Here is a 19,747-nt window from a genome sequence, read left to right on the forward strand (position 1 = left end):
GAAGCCGTCAGCTGTGCAGAACGGTGTCGCCGGTCAGCCGTGCAGTGAACGGGACGCGGTCGAACCCGACGAGCGTCACCTCGTGCCCCTCATCGAACGAGCCGTACGCTTGCAGCGTCCATGGTCGTTCGGCGAGATCGTCGGTGTTGCGAACCGACTCATCGACGCGAATCCGTGGGATCACGGCACCGGTGCGTACGAGCACCGGCATTTCCTCGATCCGGACCGTCCGGGTCACGTAACCGGGGCCGGTGAACCGCTCGTCGCTCAGCAGGTCGGTCCACTCGCCAGACGGTACGTAGAAGCGCCGGTCGACGGGCTCGGTGCCGTCGTCGAAGACCGGTGTGACGAGGAGGTCCGATCCGAGCAGGAACTGCGAGTCGATGCGTGCGGCGATCGGGTCGTCGGCGAACTCGAGCGCGAGCGGACGCATCACCGGCCACCCGTTTCGGAGCGACTCGTGCACCACCTGCCACAGATAGGGCAGCAGCTCGTACCGCAGTCGGATCCACGTACGCGCGATGCGTAGCGTCTCGTCGTCGAACGCCCAGGGCTCGCGTGGCCGCAGTCCATGCGCCCGCATCATGGGCGAGAGCGCACCGAGCTGCGTCCAGCGCACGTACAACCCGGGCGTGAGCTCCGGCCCGAAGAACCCGCCGATGTCGTGGCTCCACAGCCCCGGTGCCGACATGGCGTAGGACAGTCCGGCGCGTACGGTCGCCTGCATGCCGGCGACGGTCGACTCTGCGTCTCCTCCCCACTGGCCGGGGTAGCGGTGCGAGCCCGCCCATCCGCTGCGTCCCCAGACGAGCGGCGCACGCCCGGTCATCCGAGCGATGCCGTCGCTGACGGCGGCGTTGTAGCGCAGCGGATACAGGTTGTGCGCGTTCGCAGGCGGCGTACCGTCGGCGAGCGCTGCGTCTGCAGGCAGACCTTCGCCGAAATCGGTCTTGAACACGGCGACACCGTCGTCGAGGAAGTCGCGGTGCAGCTCCTGCCACCACCTGACGGCGTCGGGGTTGGTGAAGTCGACGAGTGCACGATGGCGGCCGTCGGGGGTCGGCGTACCGGCCACTCGTGCGATCGCGCCGTCGGTCGTACGCACCAGGAAGCCGCGGTCCTCGGCTTCCCGGTAGCGCGGGGATTCCGGATCGAGATAGGGCAGCTCCCACAGGGAAAGCCGCAGGGCCTGCGCCGCGAGCTCCTCGATGAAGTCACCGCGATCGCCGAACCGATCGGTGTTCCAGATGAAGTCGCAGTTCAACCGGTCGACGACGAGCCAGTCGGGGTCGAGGTGGAGTACGTCGCACGGGACCTCGTGGTTGCGCATACCGGCTGCGACGTCGAGCATCTCCTCGCGCGAGTGGTAGCGGCAGCGACCCATCCAGTAGCCGAACGCCCAGAGAGGCGGCACTTCTGCCCGTCCGGTCAGCTCGGTGTACGAGGTGAGTCGGCGTTTGGGATCGGCGCCGACCACGACGTACAGGTCCATTGCGGTGTCCTGGGTGGTGAGGCCGAAAACGCTCGGCATCGAGTGCCCGACGTCTGCGGTGATGACCGCACCGGTGTTGAGGAACCCCGCGTACCCGGCTGTCGAGTGCCAGACCGGAACCGGCTTGTACGCGGCTCCCGTGCCGGTGCCCAGTGCGTCGGCCGATCGCAGGGTCAGGCGCTGACCGTTCTTCGCCAACCGGGAGAACTGCTCACCGAAGCCGAGCACCTCTTCGTCGGCCTCCAGTTCGAAGTTCACCGTGAGGGCGTCTTCGGTGGCGACCATGGATGGTGCGAGGGGGAGACCGGCGGCCTGCCGCAACCTGTCGGCGGAGCGCAGGACGATCCGACCGGTCTGCCGATCTTCGATCAGCACGGTGAACGGATTCTTGGTGACGCGTACGCGAAACAGCTCAGTTGCGATCTCGACTGCATCCGGAAGGTCGCGTACCGATGCATCGGTCGGCCCGGGTACGGGGTCGATGACGATGCCCGTGCCTGTGCCGTCTCCTCCGACCGGGTCGTCGTCCGGCGGACCCACGACGAGCCGAACGATGTCCGGGGCCACGACCGTGACTCGAATGGCCAGTGAGACCTCATCATCGGCGGATGGAGTCAGCAACGACGGGAGGTTCGGCAGGGTTGTCTCGATGCCCTGTACCTGTGGCGGCTCACCCGTCAGGTAACCGGGTAGTCCGGCGACAGTTGCAGCGGCCACTGCACGGAGTGTGCAGCTCGCGCTGCGGTCGTCGACCTTGATGTCGGTCAGCTCGCGTACGAGGTACGTGCTCATGCTCAGCCCTTCACTGCGCCTGCGGTCAAACCTGCGACGAAGTACCGCTGCAGGAAGACGTACGCCACCACGATCGGCGTCGAGGCGATGACCACTCCGGTGAAGAGCAACGGATAGTTGGTGAGGTACTGGCCCTGGAAGTCCAATAGGGCAAGGGGAAGCGTGCGCTTGGACGGCTCTTGGATGAACAGCAGCGGATACAGCAGGTCGTTCCACTGGATGACGAACAGGAAGATCGCCGTCGCGGCGAGGGAAGGCAGCGACAGCGGAATCGCAACCGACCGGAAGGTACGCCACGGCCCCGCGCCATCGATCTCCGACGACTCGAACAGCTCCCGCGGGAGCGTACGCATGAATCCGGTCAGGATGAACACCGCGACCGGGAGGGTGACGACCACCTCGATCAGCACGAGGCCGACCAGGCTGTTCAACAGACCGAGCTGATCGAAGAGCACGTACTGCGGAATCATGTTCGCCTGAGCCGGCACCGCCATCCCGATCACGAGGAATCCGTAGATCGCCCAGCCTCTCCAGCCGGGGATCCGCGAGATGCCGAACGCGGCGAGGCTCGCCGTGAACAACGTGACGGTCACGGCGCAACCGGTCACGATCACGCTGTTCACGAACGCGTCCGACATCGCCTGGCTGCCGAGGACGGTCCGGTAGTTGCCGAGGTCGAGGGAGTTCGGTAACGAGAACGGCGAGTCGAAGAGTTCTCGCGAGGTCTTGAACGTGCCGGTCAGCACGACCAACAGCGGCACAGTGATGAGTAGCGCGTACACGCCGAGTACGGCGCGACGTCCGAGTGTGGCGGTCATCTGTCTCCTCCTCGCTCAGGCGCCTTGTTGGGTCAGTCGGAGCACCCGGCGTTGCAGCAGCGTCACGACGGCGATGATGACCATGAACACGAGCGACTCGGCCGCGGCGTACCCGAACTCGGAGTTCGCGAACGTCGTGTAGATCCTGGTCGAGAGGATGTCGAGCGACTGCTTCGGCGGGTTACCGCCCATCCCCAGGATCAGGTCGAACGCCTTGAACGACTGGATCGTCGTGTACGCGACGACGATCGCGGTGGTCGGCGCGACCATCGGCCAGGTCACGTAGCGGAACCGCTGCCACCTCGACGTACCGTCGAGGTCGGCCGACTCGTAGAGCTCGCGCGGTATCTGCTGCAGACCGGCGATGAACAACACCATCAGCTGGCCGGCGTGCGCCCAGACCTGGGTGATGGCGACGTAGTAGATCGCCAGCCGGGCATCGCCGAGGAACGCGCTCTGCAACCCGTCAAGACCGATCGCGCCGAGTGTCTGGTTGATCAGGCCGAAGTTGGGGTCGTACATGAACCGCCAGATGAACGCGACCGATACCGACGACAGGATGGTCGGCACGAAGTACAACGCGCGCAGGAAGGTCGAGCCGCGGGAGTTTCGGACGAGCAGCAGTGCGAGCGCAAGTGAGAGCACCGTCTGGGCGATCACGACCACGAGCAGGAACTTCACGTTGTTGGTCAGCGCGTTGGTGAACAGCGAGTCGTCGGTGAGGATGTCGACGAAGTTCTGCGCCCCCACCTGGTTGAAGTCCGGGCTGAAGCCGTCCCAGTCCGTGGTTGCGTACTGCACTGCCTGGAACGTCGGAACGGCGAAGAAGACCGTGTAGAGCACCACCGCCGGCAGCGTGAACAGGTAGTGGACCGGGTGCGTACGCCGCTGCCTGCCCCGTCGGCGCCTCGACTTCGTCTTCGGTTCGCCCGGCCCGGTCGAGCCGGGCACGTCTGCTGATCGCTCGTCGGTCGAGGTCGTCATTTGATCTGTTGGTCGACGATGCCCTGCGCCTTCTCGGCGGCCTGCTCCGGCGACGAGCCGGCGACGACCTCGATACATGATCCCTGGACCGCAGTCGCGACATCGAGGTCGAGGAACTGGTAACGCGGCGCGAGGATGGTCTCCCGGTCGAGCCAGGGCTCGAGCCGTGCGAGGTCCGGATCGGTGTACTCGACAGCGGTGACCGGTACGTGCTGGCGCGTACCGTTTGCGTACTCCGAAGCGATCTCGGGCTTCGCGAGGAACTCGAGGAACGCGGAGGCGGCCTCGCCGTTGTCCGAGGCGGAGTTCACGCCGAGCAGGAACGTGTGGTTGTGCACGCCTTCGTACTTCGCCTCGGAGGCCGAGGTGGTGATGGGGGAGAGCACATCCATGGGGAACTTCGCACCGAGCGAGCGCACCGCGATGATGTGGTACGAGCCGGTCGCCAGCATCGCCGCCTTCTGCGAGGCAAACATCTGCTCGAGCGGTTCCGGCTGGGTGCCCGATGCGTTGTCCTGCATGTACGGAACGAGCTCGGCGTACTGCTCGAGGCTCTTCAGGAACCAGTCATCGGTGCATCTGTACTCGCCCTGCTCGATCTTCGTACACATGTCCGGTGAGGGTGCGTTGTTCATGATCATCGAGTTCATCAGCTGTGCGGCGTTCCCGGGCTCACCGCCGGGCCACGCGATCGGCGTGATCCCGGCGCTCTTGAACGTGTCGCACATCGACAGGAAGCCGTCCCAGTCGGTCGGTACCTCGGAGACGCCGTGCTTGTCGAAGAGGTCGATGTTGTAGACGGGCATCAGGAAAACGCTCTGGTACGGCAGGCCGTACTGCTTGCCGTCGCGCTGACCGAGCTTCGCCGCGTCGGGGGCGAAGGCCGACACCAGATCGTCGTTGGTCAGCTCGGCATAGATGCCGGCTTTGGTCATGTCCTCGAACTGTGCACCTCGGAATGCCACGAAGGTGTCACCGACGTTGCCCGATTTGATGCGCTGCAACGCACTCGACTGGTAGTCCTCGGCCGCCGAGATGTCCTGCTGGATCGAGACGTCCGGATACTCCGCGGTGAACTTCTTCAGGATCTTGTCGAAGACCTTCTGGTCTTCTGCGCGCCAGTGGGCGAACGAGACGTCGCCTTCAACGGCTCCTTCGACGGCCGGTGCAGTGCTCGACTTGCCGGACGAGCTGGAGCCGGGCCCTGCGCATGCCGTTGCGACCATGCCGGCCCCGGCGGCACCGATCAGCCCGAGAAATCGACGCCGGTCGAGTGGGTTGTGCCTTGGCTGTGACATGAGGGTTCCTTCCAGATTGCGTGAGTGCCTACCACTCCACGACTGGGATATCGATCAGATCTGCTGCTGCTCGAAGTTGGGGGCGTACGTCGGTCCAGGCCAGGACCGTGTGGTGTGGGAATCCGCCGGTCACCAGTCCGTTGACGAAGTTCTCGGCGTCGGCGTCGAGGGCGACCGCGGCGGAGTTGCCCTGGAACCTGTTCGGCTCCGGTACGGACTCTCCGGATGCGATCAACAGCCGGAGTCCGTTGCTGTTCGGATCCTCGGTGAGCCGGGCCAGGATGACGGGGCCCGTCCTGAGCGGGAAGTCGCCGACGACGCCGATCTTGCGGTTGCAGTGCACGGACTGGGTTGACGGGGCGCCGTCTGCTGCCAGCTCGGTCGCGGCGGAGCCGCAGTGCCACACCCGGACGATGTTCTTTCGTACGTCGAGGTCGACCGTGTCGACGAGGTACGTGGGTCCTGAGCCGAGGGCCTCGAGGAGAAGCATGGTCGCGGTCCCGTACACGTCGCGCTCGCATGCGGTCGGCGTGCCCGCGTCTGCGAGGCGAGACAGCGATGAGCACGGGCAGGTGCCGAGCTCGGTCGGAAACTCGGGCCAGCACCGAACGGCGAGCGCAGACAGCACCTGGTCGGCGGTCCAGTCGCGCAGTGCCGAGGTGATCGCCGCGAAGCCTGCGACCTGCGAGTCATCCAGGTCGTCGAGGGTCGGTCGCTGCCGGCGCGCATCGGCGAGTTCGCGCGTGCGGTCCGCGTCGCTCACCTTGCGCACCTTGGCGAACGCGTCGTCGGTGGTCAACGCGACGACTTCGACACCGAGCAGCTTCGCCAGCATCGCCTCGTCGTACTCACTGGGTGTGAATCCGGCCGGTGCGTCGCCGACGATCCCGATGCGCTGCCCTCGGAGGGTGGCGAGCGCGTCTCGGGCGGTGTCGTCGCTCGCACGCGGCCGGTGAGCTGCGGGGAGGTCCGCGGCGGCCGGAAGTCTGCCGTCGAGGGCTTCCGACAACGCATCACGTACGTGGGACTCGTCGGGGTCGCCGTACAGAAGTCGGACCTCGCCTCCTGCGCGGACGACCGCGTGACCGAAGAGATTCGCGCCGCACAGGGAGTTCAGCCAGAGTCGGTCGCCGACAGGTCCGGGTTCGCGGAACGCCCAGAGCAGCACCGGAGCCGCGTCACCGTAGAGCCGAAGAGCCGGAGTGGCGTCGGAGAACGACGCACACACGTTGATCACCAGGTCGACGTCGTCGCCGAGGTAATCGGCGGCCGCTTCGACGGCGTCGGGAGTCATCACCAGGTCGGTCGGACCGACCACCTCGGCGCCGAGCTCGACGAGCAGCTCGCGAGCGGCGGCAGCACGCAGCTCGGCAACGTCGACGGCGAACGTCGGTCGTGCGGTGGGGATCATCGCGATGCGTGTCATGTGGTCGCCTCCCTTTGTCAGCGCCCTGCGACGGTTTCGTCGACGACGGCACAGAGACGCTGTAGTCGCGCTACGGCGTCGGTCGAGAGTGCCGCAGGGTAGTCGGGGCGGCCGACGGCGCCACTCCAGACGGCTCGGCCGCACAGGAACCCCGATGCTCCGGCGGAGCAGGCGATTCGTACCGCTTCGGGGAACGTATCCGCCTGTACGCCGCTGGACAGTACGACCCAGGGCGAGTCGACGGCATCGGTGATGGCGGCGCAGTCGGCGCGGATCAGATCGGCGTCGCCCTCACCGTGGTGGGGGACCTCGGCCTTGTAGAGGTCGGCTCCGAGCGCTCCTAGCTCCTTGGCCGCAGCGAGTACGCCGGCGTTCCAGTCCCAATGGTCGCCGCCGAGGGGCGCGCGGGAGACCGGCTCGACGATGCTGATCAGGTCGTGCGCGCGACATCGCCGGACGAACTCCTCGACCATCGAGGCGCGCGCCACGGGATCGGTGTCGGGCCGGTAGATCACCAGCAGCTTCAGTGCTTTCGCGCCCTGACGCGCATACTCGGCGGGGTCGACGGCCGGGTCGATCCTGGTGTCCGCGACCAGCTCGTCGCGGCTGGGGATGAACTCGTCGGCCGCCGCCACCAGTGCGCAGTTCTCGTCGATCGCGCCCTCCTCGATGGCGCGGTCGAGCACGAACTGCTTGTCGAGCAGTACCGCAGACGCGTACGGGGTCAGAGCGCGGGTCGCCGCCAGTTTGAAGTCCGTCACCTGTTCGTCCGAGACCGGCGTGGTCTGATGCTCCGCGAACATCGCCCGGAGCGCCTCACGCTGGTCGATGGCGAGCATCGCGAATGCTCCGGAGGGTCGGGTGATCGAGCTGAGGTCCCGGCGGGCGGTCGTCATTCTGTTTCGTACCTCGCGTCGTTGTCGGAGCGGAGCGCGGTCACAACGGTGTCGTGATCGGGTATGGCCGAGCGCCCGTCGAGGGCGCGGCAGGAAAGTGCGGCTGCGACGTTCGCGTACGCGAGACGCTGCTCGAGCGGAAGCCCGCGTACGGTTGCTGCGAGCAGCGCACCGTGAAACACATCTCCGGCGCCGAGGGTGCTGACCACGTCGATCTGATGCCCGTCGGCGCTCGCTTGCTCACCGCCCTGCGAAGCGGCGAAACATCCCTCGGCTCCGTTCGTCGCAACAACGGTGTGTGCGCCGTCGCTCAGCGCTCGGTCGAGGAGTGCGGGTACGTCGAGCGCACCGTAGGTACGACGCAGGGACTCGACGGTCGGTACGTGCAGCGCAACGCCCGTCGGCGTGAACGCGTCGATCGGGTTGCCCGCATCGACGGAGACCCTCGGTGCGCTGTTCGCCGACGGGTTGACCAGACCTCTGATCGCCGGCCAGCCGATGTGGTCGACGTGCACCCAGTCCGCGGTGCGGATCGCTTCTGCCGCGGGGGAGTCGGCGCCGATCTCGAGCGGCGCGACCGGGCGAGTCGCGATGGCGCGTACCCGGTCGCGGGCGTGTACGAGGATCACGCTTGCACCTGTGCGACGGGTTGTCGTGCGTTCGACGCACTCCGTGTCGACGCCCTCGTCATCCAGCCAGGCGAGCACCCGGTCACCCTCGGCGTCGGCGCCGACCGCTCCGACGAACTGGCTCGTCTGCCCGAGTCGAGCGGCGGCTACCGCTGCAGTGGCGGCCGGACCACCGCCCGCGACCTCGAAGTCGTCGGCGATGGTGCGCTGGTCGCCCGCCGGGAACTCCGGGACGAGCGCGATCGCATCGAACGTGGCAGCACCGACGAAGACGAGACGCGAGAGCGAGGTCGACACGCGGTCCTCCGGGGGCGGCACGGACGTAAATTCGTCGAAACGCTAACATAGAATGTTGGAATAGCAACATCCGTTGTTTGCGGTGACGAGATAGGAGAAGATCGCGTTGGTGACGAGGCTCCGGTACGACGGCGCGCCGGAGCGACGACGGTGGATTGTCGACCAACTCCATGTGTCTGGGTTTCTTTCCGTTCCGGGACTCGCGGAAGAGCTCGGCATCTCCGATATGACGGTCCGCCGAGACCTACGCCGACTCGAGGGCGAAGGCGAGGTCGTGATGGTCCACGGCGGCGTTCGTCTCCCGCACGCGCATCTGAGGTCGACGGAGTTCGTCACGCGAGCACAGCTGCGAGCGGCGGAGAAGGACCTCATTGCACGGCACGCCGTACGGTCCGTACGCACCGACGACGTCGTCGGCATCGATGCGGGCACGACCACCTATCCGATCGTGCAGGCGCTGCCGTCGTCATTCGCGGGCGCCGTGGTCACGCCTTCCGTCCCGGTTGTCCATGCACTGCTCGGGCGACCCGAGGTCCGGGTCGTGGGGCTTGGTGGCGATCTGCACTCGGCGAGCCAGGCGTTCGTTGGTCCGTCGGCCGTCGAGGCCGCAGAGCGACTCCGGGTGCGTACGTTCTTCCTGGCCGCTTCGGCGATCGACGAGCGGGGCGTGTACGTCGAGACCGACGTCGAGCGGCCGACGAAACTCGCGCTGATGGCGGGGGCGCATCAGGTGGTGTTGCTGGCCGACCACAGCAAGTTCGAGCGCACCGCCCCGGTCTTGTTGTGTCCGTTGGAGCGGATCGACCGGGTCGTGACCGATGCCGGTACGTCAGACGCTCAGCGGGCGTCGCTGACCGATGCGGGCATCGAGGTCGAGGTGGCAACCTAGTCTCGCCGTGGGGACCTTATCTACGCCGAGTCGACAGGATCGTCCATGACTGTTTCCGCGTCCATCCCGCGCATTCGGGTGCTCGCGCCGCTTTATGTTCCGGATGCGTCCGATGAGGTCCGCGGCCTCGTCGACCGGCTTGCCGTCTCGGCGCTTCGGCTCCTGTCGAATGCGGGTGCAGAGGTGTCCGTGATCGACGTTTCGGCGGCCGAGCGTCTACCGGTCGACGTCGCATGTACGACCGACGGTGTGCTGTTGCTGGGCGGCGGAGACATCGACCCCGCCTTGTACGGAGCGGAATCCGGCCCCAACCTGTATGGCGTCGATCGGCGGGCCGACGACTACACCATCGAGGTCATCACCGCCGCCAGACGCGGAGGGATACCGGTCTTGGGGATCTGCCGTGGCAACCAGCTGATCAACGTCGCTGCCGGCGGAACTCTGTACACCGACATCGCCGACCCGGCCTTGCATCACGGGGTCGCTCCGGCACAGCTCTTCGTCGACGAGGCAGTGACGCTGGCGCCGGACTCATGGGTCTCGCGTCTCTACGGCACCGACCGCCTGGTCGTACGCTCCGGACACCACCAGGCGATACGTGAGGTCGGCACCGGCCTACGTACCTGTGCGGTGGCCGACGACGGAATCGTCGAGGGAGTCGAGGCCGAGTCCGGCTGGTGCGTCGGAGTGCAGTGGCATCCAGAGGACCCCGACGGCCCGTCCGTGGATGCGGCGACGATCTTCAAGGGCTTTGTCGAGGCGTGCGGAGAATGACCGGCGCGGTTCGCGCGGGGTCAGTGTGTGTCCGGACGGCTACGGCCGCTCGGCGTGTCCGAGTCGTGTCCAGATACGCACAAGAGCCCGCAGGTCGTCATCGTCGAGTCGGTCGAAGAACAGCCGTCGAAGATCTGCGTGCTGCTGGCGCCATGCCTTGCGCAGTAGTGCGCGCCCGTCCTTGGTGAGCACGGCATTGCTCCCGCGGCCGTCGTCGAGGGATCGTCGGCGCTCGATGAGTCCTCGGTTCTCGAGACGATCGGCGAGCCGGGTGAATCCGCCGGTCGACATCAGCCGGCGAGAGGCGAGATCGGACATACGCATGCCGTTACGGCCCGCCTCGCCCAGCAGGCTGAGCACGCTGTACTCCGACATACTCACGCTCACCTGAGCAAGGCCGGATTCGAGCGCGCGCCAGATCGAGTCGTGGGTGAGCAGGAAGCCGCGCCATGCCTCGTCCTCGAGTTCGCGGAGCTTCTCGGTCGCCATATCGGAAATCTAACCACGGGGCGGGAATAGTGTCTTGCTGGTCGCCGTTATAGATGTCTGCATAGGCAACTATATCGGAGGCGAGGAACATGACGTTCGAGATCGGCATCATGACATTCGGGGAAGTGACCGAGGACGCGCTCACCGGGCACCTCCCATCGCCGCGGCAACGCGTGCAGGAGACGATCGAGCAAGCAAGGCTCGCCGACGCAGTGGGCTTGGACCTCTTCGCCGTCGGCGAGCATCACCGCAGCGACTTCGTCGGCTCTGCTCCCACCATCCTGCTCGCCGCCGCGGCCGAGGCCACGAAGGACATTCGGCTGACCAGTTCGGTGACCGTCCTCAGCTCGGAGGATCCGGTACGCGTGTGGGAGCAATTTGCGACCATCGACCTGCTCTCCGCGGGTCGAGCGGAGATCATCGCCGGACGCGGGTCGTACACCGAGTCCTTCCCGCTGTTCGGCTACGACCTGGCCGACTACGCCGACCTGTTTCGCGAGAAGCTGGACCTGTTGCTGCAGATCCGCGAGCGCAACCCGTTGACCTGGTCCGGTGAGTTCCGGGCACCTTTGGTCGACGCGGACATCGCGCCACGAGCCGATGGGGAGACGATCCCGATCTGGGTCGGGGTCGGCGGCTCACCGGCCTCCGCGATCAGTACGGGACGCCTCGGCCTCCCGATGGCCATGGCACTGCTCCTCGGGCCGCTCAGGTCACACCAGCAGACCATCGAGCTGTATCGGGGGTCGGCTCAGCAGGCGGGCCACGACGCGATGAATCTGCCCGTGAGCATCAACGTGCACGGCTTCGTCGGTCGTACGAGCCAGGGAGCGCGGGACACGATGTACCCGTACTTCGCGAAGGGCATGGCCGACAACAACCATCAACGTGGCGAGGGCATTCGCATCCCGAGGCCTGCATTCGACGCGCAGGCGACTCCGCAGTCCGGCCTGCTGGTCGGTAGCTCGCAGGAGATCATCGACAAGCTGATGGAGTACCACCGGGTCTACGGCCTGAACCGCGCCCTCATCCAGATGGGGTTCGGCGGTGTCCCGCAGCGCGATCACCTCGATGCGATCGAGCGGCTCGGCACCGAGGTTGCGCCGGTCGTCCGCCGCGAGGTGGACGCCATAGAGGGGAGCGCCGCATGACGACGACGCTCATCGATGCCGCGCACGATGTCGGCGGGGCCGGCGCGGCCCTCGAGGTGGTCGTGGTGAACGGCAGCCCGAGTGAGAAGTCGAAGACCATGGGTCTTGTCGACGTCGTGCTGGACACGCTGCGAGCCACTCGCGCCATCCGCGTGCAACGGATCGATGTCTACCGGCTCGGGCCGAGCTTCACCGGTCTGACCGATCGCGAAGACGCGCCCGCCGACATCGAGGCAGTCCTCCGGCTCGCCGAGGGCGCCGACCTGCTGATCGCGGCGACACCGGTGTTTCGGGGTTCGTACACCGGTCTGTTCAAGCACTTCTTCGACCTCATCGACCAGTACGCGCTCGCGAACAAGCTCGTACTGCTTGCGGCGACGGGCGGCGGTGACCACCACGCCCTGGTGCTGGAGCACGCATTGCGTCCGCTGTTCGGGTTCTTTCAGGCGATGACCGTGCCCGTGGCGGTCTTTGCGTCGTCGGGCGACTTCGACGGCACGATACTGCTCAACCCGCGTGTCTACGGTCGGATCGAGATGGCACTCGATGACGTCGCAACCCTGCTCGACGCACGCGTTTCCTCGTCCGAGCCGACGTGAGCACTTGCCGGCCGCCGGCTGCGATGTCCTCGCGGTCGTCGCCGGACGTCAACGCGTCATGGCCGAGGTTCGGCGGTCTTCGAGCTTGGTGCGGTGACGGGCGTGATCGTGTCGGCGGCACGACCGTACGCCGCGCACATCAGCCACGTACCAACGGCAACGAGGGCCGATGCGCCGAGCATATGAGCGGCGACCAGTACGATCGGCAGGTCGGTGAAGTACTGGACGAAGCCGATCAAACCCTGTGCGAGTCCGACGGCGAGGAACACGACGGTGGGGCGCGCCGGGAGGTGCAACGCGCGGAAAACGAACACGCAGCCGACGGACAGACCGAGGAGGACGAGTACGGCATCGGCGTGCAGCTGGCTCATATCGGCCGGATCGAGGCCGTTGCGCCGCGCGTCCAGGTCGCCGGCATGCGGGCCGCTCCCGGTGACGATCGTGCCGATGTACAAGGCAACCCAGAGCGCGACATAGGTGAGTACGACGAGCTGGCGGGCCGCACCGGGTACGACGCGCTCACCGCTGCTGCCGTACGGTCGACGGACCCAGACCAGAAGGACCGTTGCACCGGCGATGAGCGTCATCGACAGCATCATGTGCAGCGCGACGACCCACGGGTTGAGGTCGGTGAGAACCGTGATGCCGCCGATCACTCCCTGGAACGGGATGCCCAACGCGATCATCGTCGCGAGCACGAGCGCGCTACGCCGCCGCGGCCGCCAGCGCAGGATCGCCAGCCAGGTGGCGATCGCGACGGCCACCAGTACGTACGTCAGCAGACGGTTGCCGAACTCGATGACGCCGTAGATGCCCAGCTCCGAATGCGGAGTGAGGGAGTCCTCGGTGCACTTGGGCCAGGTCGGGCAGCCGAGGCCGGAGCCGGTCAGCCGTACAGCTCCGCCCGTGACGACGATGCCGATGTTCGCGACCAGGTTGGCGATCGCCAACCCGCGTACGAATCCATCGGACGGAGTGACGAAAGCGTCGATCAGCCGCCGCATCTCACTCCCACCTGAATGTCTTGGCGACGGTGAATCCGGCGAGCACCGTCCAGGCGAACAGTACGACGATCGGAGCGATGCCGGGTACGTCGCCCGCGGTCGCCGATCGGATGCTCTCGGACAGTGCCGCCGATGGCAGCAGCTCGAGGAACGGCTGGGCCGATTCGGGGTAGCGCTGCAGCGGTACGACGATGGCCCCACCGAGTAGCAGCAGCACGTAGATCAGGTTCGCCGCGGCGAGCGTCGCCTCTGCGCGTAACACGCCTGCGACCAGGAGTCCCAATGCGCCGAATGCAGCCGTACCGAGCAACACGACCGGGACCAGCATGGCGACCGATGCTGCCCCGCCGGACGGGTTCCACCCGAGCAGCAGCGCGGTAGCAGCCAGCACGACCAGCTGCAGCGCCTCGACCACCAGTACCGCGATGGTTTTGCCGGCCAGCAGGCCGGCTCGCGGTAGGGGAGTCGACCCGAGCAGCTTGAGCACTTCGTACCGGCGCTCGAAACCGGTGGCGATGGCGAGCGAGGTGAACGACGTCGACATGATCGCCAGGGCGAGCACGCCCGGCGCAAGGATGTCGATTCGCGATCCCGAGCCGAGATCGACCACGTCGCCGGACTCCGTGCCGGCGATGAGCACTAGCAACGGGATCACCAATGCGAGCAGGATCTGCTCGCCGTTGCGCAGCAGCAGGCGACTCTCCATGCGTGCCTGGGCAAGGACCATCCGTGGTAGCGGTGCGGCCCCCGGGCGCGGCGTCAGATCGAGCGTCACCGGAGCTCCCGACCGGTCAGATCGAGGAAGACGTCCTCGAGCGTGCGTCGCTCGACGGAGAGGCGTTCGGGCATGATGCCGTTCGAGGCGCACCACGCAGTGAGCGTTGCGAGCAGCGAAGGGTCGATCTCGCCGGTCACGACGTACGAGCCGGGCATCGTCTCGACGACCTTCGTCGCGGCCGAAAGTGCCTGCGCGAGCTCGCCGACGTCCAGGCCTGGGTGCGCTGTGAAGCGGATGGTGTTCTCTGCACCCGACGACGTGAGCTGCATCGGCGTACCGCTGGCGATCACGCGACCGTTGTCGACGACGTGGACGTGGTCGGCGAGCCGCTCGGCCTCGTCTATGTAATGCGTGGTGAGTACGACGCTGACTCCCGCATCGCGGAGGTCGTCGACGAGCTGCCAGGTCGCGCGGCGGGCCTGTGGGTCGAGACCGGCGGTGGGTTCGTCGAGGAAGACGAGCTCCGGACGCCCGACGATCGCCATCGCCAGGCCGAGGCGTTGGCGTTGCCCTCCGGACATCCGGCGGTACGGGGTACGTCCGAGAGATCCGATGCCGAGCCGGTCGACGAGTGCATCGACGTCGAGCGGGTGGGCATGCAGGGACGCGACGTGCGCGAGCATCTCATGCGCGCGAGCACCCGACCACGAACCAGCCTGCTGCAACATCACGCCGACACGGGGTCGCAGCTCGCGGGCGTCGGCAACCGGATCGAGCCCGAGCACGCGTACCGTGCCGACCTGCGGACGCCGGTAGCCCTCGCACGTCTCGATCGTGGTCGTCTTACCCGCGCCGTTGGGGCCGAGTACCGCGGTGACGGTGCCGCGGTCGACGCGCAGGCTCAGGCCGTCGACGGCGCGTACATCCCCGTAGCGCATGACGAGGCCGCTGACTTCGACGACCGGGGGCTCCACCAGGCCAGTCTATTTACGTGACCGGTGACACTCCTCGCTCGGGTGCGCGAGTGGACAAGGCTGACCCTGGGACAGCCTAGGGTTGCGACGACCGATCGGGCGGTGAGAAGGGATGCAACACCATGTCTCCACCATGGGAGAAGCACCCGCACTCGGCCGAGTTCTACTGGGACCGCGCCGAAACGGTCGAGAGCTCCGCCGGTGACTACGAGAACCTCTCGACCAACGTCTGGACAGCGCACGGGCCCGCAAGGGAAGGGGTTGCGGGCGACATCTCCGGCCCGATCAACAAGGTCCCGCCGGATGTACGCCGCGAGGCATTCACGCAGATGCGGATGGCGCTCGCATCCGCAGCAGGGCTCCGGTATTTCGGCGACGCCGTGCTCATCTTCGACCAAGAAGTCGACGAGCTGAACGAGCAGTACGCCAATGCGCAGGCACACGACTTCTACGTCACCGAGACCGCGGTTCACGTCGACCCGATGAACCCGCCGTTGCTTCCCCCGGGTTCGGAGGACATCTTGCGCGGCCAGATGATCGCGAACCTGGACAAGCGGTACGCGGAGCTCGAGAAGGATCTGGACGAGGCCGGAGACGAGGCCGCCGGGATGGTCACCAACTACGACCCGAGCGAGGCCGAAGTACGGCGATGGATGGCCTCCGGCGTACTGCCACCTGCTGCCGCGGCCGTGTACTCCGACTACGACTTCACCGACCTGCCGGAGTTCAAGGCATGGGAGAAGGGTGGCGACTTCCCGACCGGGGGAGAGCAACGCCGCACCTGGGCGACGTTCTTCGGGCCCGGACCCACGAGCGCGCAGGCCGTCACCGCACAGGTCGGCGAGCCCGGTCCCGATCGCGGCATCATCTACGGCCGCTACTTCATCAGCCGCAACGATGCGGCCGAACCCGCGGACCTGCTCGGGGACAACCGTGGATTCACCAGTGACGCGAACGCGCCGTACCGAATTGCGTTCGCGTACGACACAGCGACGGGGGAGATGAGCTACACCGTCAGCGGCAGTACGACGCGCGCCGGTGCAGATATGGACGCGCGGGAGATCGTCGACGACGAGCTGCCGTGGACGAACACCCATCCCACCGTGCAGACCCATTCGGATGGTCGGATCACGATCGACGTACACGCGGTGAATCCACAGACGCCTGCTGGTGCCGTCGACACGCAGATCACGATCGACCCCGACCAGAACTACGCACGGTTACAGGGCGACGACTACCCCGACTTCGAGCTCTACCGCCAGAACCGCGACGGGACGACGACCGAGATCGGCCGCGACGAGATGTCGCCTCTGGACGGTACGGCAACGCTCTGGCCGTTCCAAGGACGCGATGAGCACTGGGGCGGCGAGAACGGTCCGTCCGACGGGCCGGTGCAGGAGCCGGACTGGCAGGAGCGCTGAGCTCGCTCCGTCGCAGACCCTCGTACGGCCGTGATCTGGCGGGCCGGTGTTTTGCGATCGGTTACGCCCGGGTCGCTACCTAGTGGATCTGGGCGTCCCCGGTCGCAACGGGGCGGGATCTGGGCGTCCCCGGTCGCTACCTAGTGGATCTGGGCGTAACCGATCGCAACGGAATGAGATCTGGGCGTAACCGATCGCAACCGGGCGATCCGGCGCTGTCGGCCGCGCCTACTCCGGCGGCGGTGTGTACGGAACCAACTCGCCGGTCGTCGGGTCAACCGTGGCGTAGCCCATCTTGATGCGGAGGTCCTCGCCGTTGCCCTGCACCTGGTACGTGTTGATGATGGCTCGTCGCGATCCGTCCTCGTTCTCCTGGAAGACGACCTCGCTCGAGTAGTGCCGGTTGTACTCGGCCTGTTGGGCGGCGCTGAGACCCTCCAAACCACTGATTGCGAGCGACAATGCGCCGAGCTTGCGCTCGACCGAGGGCGGGGGCTTCTGCGAGTCCGGAATCGGCCCGGTCACCGGCTTCTCGACGTCGGGTGGGGCGGTGGTGCCGTCGTTGAGGTACGCCACTCCGTTGTCGGTGACCACATAGTCGTACTGGTCGGCGCCGACCGACTGCCATTCACCGTACGGCTTCGCTCCGGAGAGGATCCATGCGATGGTGTCCGAAGCGTCGACCGGATCGCCGAAGGCGAGGCTGCCGTCCTGCGACATGACCGTGTTCCAGCCGGATCCAGGACCGTCATCGGGAATCGCGTCGTACTGGGGCCTCATCACGGGGCCGTCCGTCGGCGGTGCGTCACCCGGTATCGCCAGGTCGTAGAGCAGTCCGTCGGGGCCGATGATCCTTCCGGTGGAGTGGCCGACTCCCGGGAGACAAGTCCCACCGGGGTGGACGTTGTCCTCGAGCTTCCAGTCCTTGGCGAACTCGGCGACTGCCTCGGGACGGTTCCCGGCGATGAGCTCGCGAACCGACCAGTTGAGGTCGGGATTGCCGAGTACCTTGGCGAGCTCGGCATCGCTGAAGTGTGCGAGTCCATCCTTGGTGATCGCGGTATCCCTGCCCAGTGTTGGGAGGTCGGTGAGCTTGAGGTTCGCACCCGGCCACGCCGAGACGGCGGCGGCCGCAAGGTTGCCTTCGGCCCACTCGAGGCGGATCTCCTCGTTCGTCGGTTCCCGATCGAGGTTGGTCGCGACTTCGTTCGCAGCGTCGTCGATCTGGGTGTCCAGGCGCCCCTTCTCGACGTCGAGCGCTCGACCACCGCTGTCCTTCTTGTCCTTCGTCAGCTTGTCGTACGCAGCGTTGAGGCTGTCGATCGAGCGCGGATCGCACGACGTCTTGTTGTACTCGTCGATGGCGTCGGCGAACTTCTCCAGCTGGCACGCAGACCAGATCGCCTTACGCGTCATCTGTGACGCGTCGCCCTTGAACGGAGTCGTCGTCGGCCGAATCGCCTCCTGGACCTCGCCCGCGGCCTCGCTGATCGCGGCGCGATGGTCGGAGTCGACCGTGCGCTCGACGCCGGCGATCGAGTCTGCCGACCCGTTCGATCGCCGCGCGATCTCGCGTACCGAGCCTGCGTCGGCGGAGTAGTACTCGTAGTGCCCCATTAGTCCTCCCGAAAGTAGGGCGAAGCGGTTGATAGTTCGAACGGAGGCACCACAGACCGGCTATGGCGCCGCCGTGACGCCGTCGCGGCTCACGGGGTCATCGGCTCGAGGTGTCCGCTCTCCGGGTCGAGGGTGGCGTAGCCGACCTTGACCCGGATGTCCTCGCCGTCGCTCTGCACCTGGTATGTGGTGATGACCGCTCGCCGTGAGCCGTCCTCGTTCTCCTGGAAGGAGATCTGGCTGGCGTAGTGGCGATTGGCCTCGGCCTGATTGACGTTCTCGAGCTTCTCCAGAGCGTCCCGGACCAGGTCTGACGCGCCGACCATGCGATCGATGGGCGGCGGCTTCTGCGAGTCGGGGATGGGGCCGGTCAGCGGGCCCTCGACTCCGACCGGCGGTGCCGTCAAGGCGTCGTGGAGGTACTTCTCCTGGTCGGGGCCGATCGACTGGTAGTCACCGTTCGGCCCGTACGGGCTGAACAAGAAGGCGGTCGGGTCCGAGTCGTCGCCGACGGTGATACTGCCGTTCTTCGACATGACCGGATCCCACCCGTTCTCCGTACCGTCGCCGGGTGGTGACAGGTCGTAGACGCGCCCGTCCGGTCCGATGATTCTGCCCATCGACGAGCCCGTCTTCGCGTTGCAGTTGCCGCCCGGGTGGAGGTGATCGCCCATCTTCCAGTCCTTGGCGAACTCATCGACCGCACCCTGGCGGGTGTCGAGGATGAGGTCGCGGACCTTCGAGTTCAGGTCGGGGTCTGCCAGCACGTCGGCGAGACCCCCGTCGGTGAAGGCCTTCAGGCCGTCTTCGGTGATAGCCGTGTCAGCTGTGCCAGGGGGGAGGTCACCGAGCTTCAGATGTGCGCCGGGAAATGCCATGACTGCGGACGCGGGAAGGTTGCCCGCCCTCCACTCCAACCGGACCTCAGCGTCGGTGGGCTCTCGGTCGAGGTTGTTCGCGACCTGCTCTGCGGCGTCGTCGATCTGGGTGTCGAGGCGCCCCTTCTCGACGTCGAGCGCCCGGCCGCCGCTGTCCTTCTTTTCCTTCGTCAGCTTGTCGAACGCCTTGTTGAGCCGGTCGATCGACCGGGGGTCCGACGACGTCTTGTTGTACTTGTCGATCGCATCGGCGAACTTCTCCAGCTGGCACGCGGACCAGATCGCCCGGCGCTTCACCTGCGCCGCGTCACCGACGATCGGTTTGGTGATCGGCTTGATCGCGGTCTGGGCGTCGCCGGCGGCCTCGCTGATCGCCGCTCGATGGTCGGACTCGACGTTACTCTCGACGCCTGCGATCGCATCGGCGGAGCCATTCGACTGGCGAGCGATGCCTCGGACGGAACCCGAGGTCGCCGGGTAGTACTCGTAGTGCGCCATGAAGTCATCCCGGGAGCGTTGCTTGGACGGTTGGTATGTAGGACGTTATGACGCGGAAGGGTCACGCAGCGTACGCGGCCGATTCCGGGTCGGTAGTGACTAA

At 66.6% G+C, this 19,747-nt stretch carries 18 protein-coding genes; 5 read left to right on the forward strand and 13 right to left on the reverse strand.

Annotation, left to right across the window (positions count from 1 at the left end; translation table 11 throughout):
• Window positions 1-7: 7 nt before the first annotated feature.
• Genes MU582_10585 through MU582_10615 form a run of 7 tightly spaced genes read right to left on the reverse strand, consistent with a single transcriptional unit; the run spans window position 8 to window position 8,632 of the window.
• On the reverse strand, window positions 8-2,284 hold the full coding sequence (locus MU582_10585) for a hypothetical protein (protein ID UPK77054.1): 2,277 nt from the start codon (window positions 2,282-2,284) through the stop codon (window positions 8-10).
• A 2-nt stretch (window positions 2,285-2,286) separates the two neighbouring features.
• Window positions 2,287-3,102 (reverse strand): carbohydrate ABC transporter permease, encoded by an 816-nt coding sequence (locus MU582_10590; protein ID UPK77055.1) that lies wholly within the window; start codon window positions 3,100-3,102, stop codon window positions 2,287-2,289.
• 15 nt (window positions 3,103-3,117) lie between these two features.
• Entirely contained in the window at window positions 3,118-4,086 is a 969-nt protein-coding gene (locus MU582_10595) for a sugar ABC transporter permease (protein UPK77056.1), read from the reverse strand.
• Window positions 4,083-5,384, reverse strand: coding sequence for an extracellular solute-binding protein (locus tag MU582_10600; GenBank protein UPK77057.1), 1,302 nt, complete (start codon window positions 5,382-5,384; stop codon window positions 4,083-4,085). Before MU582_10600 ends, MU582_10595 begins: the two co-directional genes overlap by 4 nt.
• A 28-nt stretch (window positions 5,385-5,412) precedes the next feature.
• Window positions 5,413-6,810, reverse strand: a complete 1,398-nt coding sequence (locus tag MU582_10605; GenBank protein UPK77058.1) for a hypothetical protein — start codon at window positions 6,808-6,810, stop codon at window positions 5,413-5,415.
• 17 nt (window positions 6,811-6,827) lie between these two features.
• Window positions 6,828-7,706: an aldolase gene (locus tag MU582_10610; protein UPK77059.1), complete on the reverse strand. Its 879-nt coding sequence runs from the start codon at window positions 7,704-7,706 to the stop codon at window positions 6,828-6,830.
• Entirely contained in the window at window positions 7,703-8,632 is a 930-nt protein-coding gene (locus tag MU582_10615) for a carbohydrate kinase family protein (GenBank protein ID UPK77060.1), read from the reverse strand. The genes MU582_10610 and MU582_10615 overlap by 4 nt, the downstream gene beginning before the upstream one ends.
• Before the next feature lie 172 nt (window positions 8,633-8,804).
• On the opposite strand from MU582_10615, the gene MU582_10620 reads away from it, so the two are divergent.
• Together MU582_10620 and MU582_10625 are read left to right on the forward strand one after the other, a co-directional pair.
• A complete protein-coding gene (locus MU582_10620; GenBank protein UPK77061.1) occupies window positions 8,805-9,521 on the forward strand; it encodes a DeoR/GlpR family DNA-binding transcription regulator in 717 nt (238 codons plus the stop codon).
• 45 nt (window positions 9,522-9,566) lie between these two features.
• Window positions 9,567-10,295 (forward strand): gamma-glutamyl-gamma-aminobutyrate hydrolase family protein, encoded by a 729-nt coding sequence (locus MU582_10625; protein UPK77062.1) that lies wholly within the window; start codon window positions 9,567-9,569, stop codon window positions 10,293-10,295.
• Window positions 10,296-10,334: 39 nt separating this feature from the next.
• Here the strand turns inward: MU582_10625 and MU582_10630 are convergent, their stop codons facing one another.
• Window positions 10,335-10,784 (reverse strand): MarR family transcriptional regulator, encoded by a 450-nt coding sequence (locus MU582_10630; GenBank protein UPK77063.1) that lies wholly within the window; start codon window positions 10,782-10,784, stop codon window positions 10,335-10,337.
• An 89-nt stretch (window positions 10,785-10,873) separates the two neighbouring features.
• Here MU582_10630 and MU582_10635 point away from each other — a divergent pair, with 89 nt between their 5' ends.
• Window positions 10,874-11,935 carry an LLM class flavin-dependent oxidoreductase gene (locus MU582_10635; protein ID UPK77064.1) on the forward strand — a complete coding sequence of 354 codons (1,062 nt, stop codon included), beginning with the start codon at window positions 10,874-10,876 and terminating at the stop codon, window positions 11,933-11,935.
• On the forward strand, window positions 11,932-12,534 hold the full coding sequence (locus tag MU582_10640) for an NAD(P)H-dependent oxidoreductase (GenBank protein UPK77065.1): 603 nt from the start codon (window positions 11,932-11,934) through the stop codon (window positions 12,532-12,534). The genes MU582_10635 and MU582_10640 overlap by 4 nt, the downstream gene beginning before the upstream one ends.
• Window positions 12,535-12,590: 56 nt before the next feature.
• On the opposite strand, the gene MU582_10645 is transcribed toward MU582_10640, so the two are convergent.
• The 3 genes from MU582_10645 to MU582_10655 are packed head-to-tail and all read right to left on the reverse strand — an operon-like array spanning window position 12,591 to window position 15,230.
• Window positions 12,591-13,538, reverse strand: coding sequence for a COX15/CtaA family protein (locus MU582_10645; protein ID UPK77066.1), 948 nt, complete (start codon window positions 13,536-13,538; stop codon window positions 12,591-12,593).
• Between the two features lies 1 nt (window position 13,539).
• On the reverse strand, window positions 13,540-14,313 hold the full coding sequence (locus MU582_10650) for an ABC transporter permease (protein UPK77067.1): 774 nt from the start codon (window positions 14,311-14,313) through the stop codon (window positions 13,540-13,542).
• Window positions 14,310-15,230, reverse strand: a complete 921-nt coding sequence (locus tag MU582_10655; GenBank protein ID UPK77068.1) for an ABC transporter ATP-binding protein — start codon at window positions 15,228-15,230, stop codon at window positions 14,310-14,312. The genes MU582_10650 and MU582_10655 overlap by 4 nt, the downstream gene beginning before the upstream one ends.
• 122 nt (window positions 15,231-15,352) lie before the next feature.
• Here MU582_10655 and MU582_10660 point away from each other — a divergent pair, with 122 nt between their 5' ends.
• Window positions 15,353-16,651 (forward strand): hypothetical protein, encoded by a 1,299-nt coding sequence (locus tag MU582_10660; GenBank protein UPK77069.1) that lies wholly within the window; start codon window positions 15,353-15,355, stop codon window positions 16,649-16,651.
• A gap of 228 nt (window positions 16,652-16,879) precedes the next feature.
• Here MU582_10660 and MU582_10665 read toward each other — a convergent pair whose 3' ends face one another.
• Window positions 16,880-18,268 (reverse strand): hypothetical protein, encoded by a 1,389-nt coding sequence (locus MU582_10665; GenBank protein ID UPK77070.1) that lies wholly within the window; start codon window positions 18,266-18,268, stop codon window positions 16,880-16,882.
• Between the two features lie 89 nt (window positions 18,269-18,357).
• Window positions 18,358-19,644: a hypothetical protein gene (locus MU582_10670; protein ID UPK77071.1), complete on the reverse strand. Its 1,287-nt coding sequence runs from the start codon at window positions 19,642-19,644 to the stop codon at window positions 18,358-18,360.
• Window positions 19,645-19,747 lie beyond the last annotated feature (103 nt).

It is taken from the genome of Nocardioidaceae bacterium SCSIO 66511 (assembly GCA_023100825.1).
In the GTDB taxonomy this organism is placed as follows: Bacteria; Actinomycetota; Actinomycetes; order Propionibacteriales; family Nocardioidaceae; genus Solicola.

Excerpts from the sequence above, each read along its gene's own strand:
- MU582_10625 (UPK77062.1), top strand. The coding sequence starts at position 9,567 with ATGACTGTTTCCGCGTCCATCCCGCGCATTCGGGTGCTCGCGCCGCTT.
- MU582_10670 (UPK77071.1), bottom strand. The coding sequence starts at position 19,644 with ATGGCGCACTACGAGTACTACCCGGCGACCTCGGGTTCCGTCCGAGGC.
- MU582_10630 (UPK77063.1), bottom strand. The coding sequence starts at position 10,784 with ATGGCGACCGAGAAGCTCCGCGAACTCGAGGACGAGGCATGGCGCGGC.
- MU582_10640 (UPK77065.1), top strand. The coding sequence starts at position 11,932 with ATGACGACGACGCTCATCGATGCCGCGCACGATGTCGGCGGGGCCGGC.
- MU582_10590 (UPK77055.1), bottom strand. The coding sequence starts at position 3,102 with ATGACCGCCACACTCGGACGTCGCGCCGTACTCGGCGTGTACGCGCTA.
- MU582_10645 (UPK77066.1), bottom strand. The coding sequence starts at position 13,538 with ATGCGGCGGCTGATCGACGCTTTCGTCACTCCGTCCGATGGATTCGTA.
- MU582_10605 (UPK77058.1), bottom strand. The coding sequence starts at position 6,810 with ATGACACGCATCGCGATGATCCCCACCGCACGACCGACGTTCGCCGTC.
- MU582_10660 (UPK77069.1), top strand. The coding sequence starts at position 15,353 with ATGTCTCCACCATGGGAGAAGCACCCGCACTCGGCCGAGTTCTACTGG.
- MU582_10665 (UPK77070.1), bottom strand. The coding sequence starts at position 18,268 with ATGGGGCACTACGAGTACTACTCCGCCGACGCAGGCTCGGTACGCGAG.
- MU582_10595 (UPK77056.1), bottom strand. The coding sequence starts at position 4,086 with ATGACGACCTCGACCGACGAGCGATCAGCAGACGTGCCCGGCTCGACC.
- MU582_10610 (UPK77059.1), bottom strand. The coding sequence starts at position 7,706 with ATGACGACCGCCCGCCGGGACCTCAGCTCGATCACCCGACCCTCCGGA.
- MU582_10600 (UPK77057.1), bottom strand. The coding sequence starts at position 5,384 with ATGTCACAGCCAAGGCACAACCCACTCGACCGGCGTCGATTTCTCGGG.
- MU582_10635 (UPK77064.1), top strand. The coding sequence starts at position 10,874 with ATGACGTTCGAGATCGGCATCATGACATTCGGGGAAGTGACCGAGGAC.
- MU582_10585 (UPK77054.1), bottom strand. The coding sequence starts at position 2,284 with ATGAGCACGTACCTCGTACGCGAGCTGACCGACATCAAGGTCGACGAC.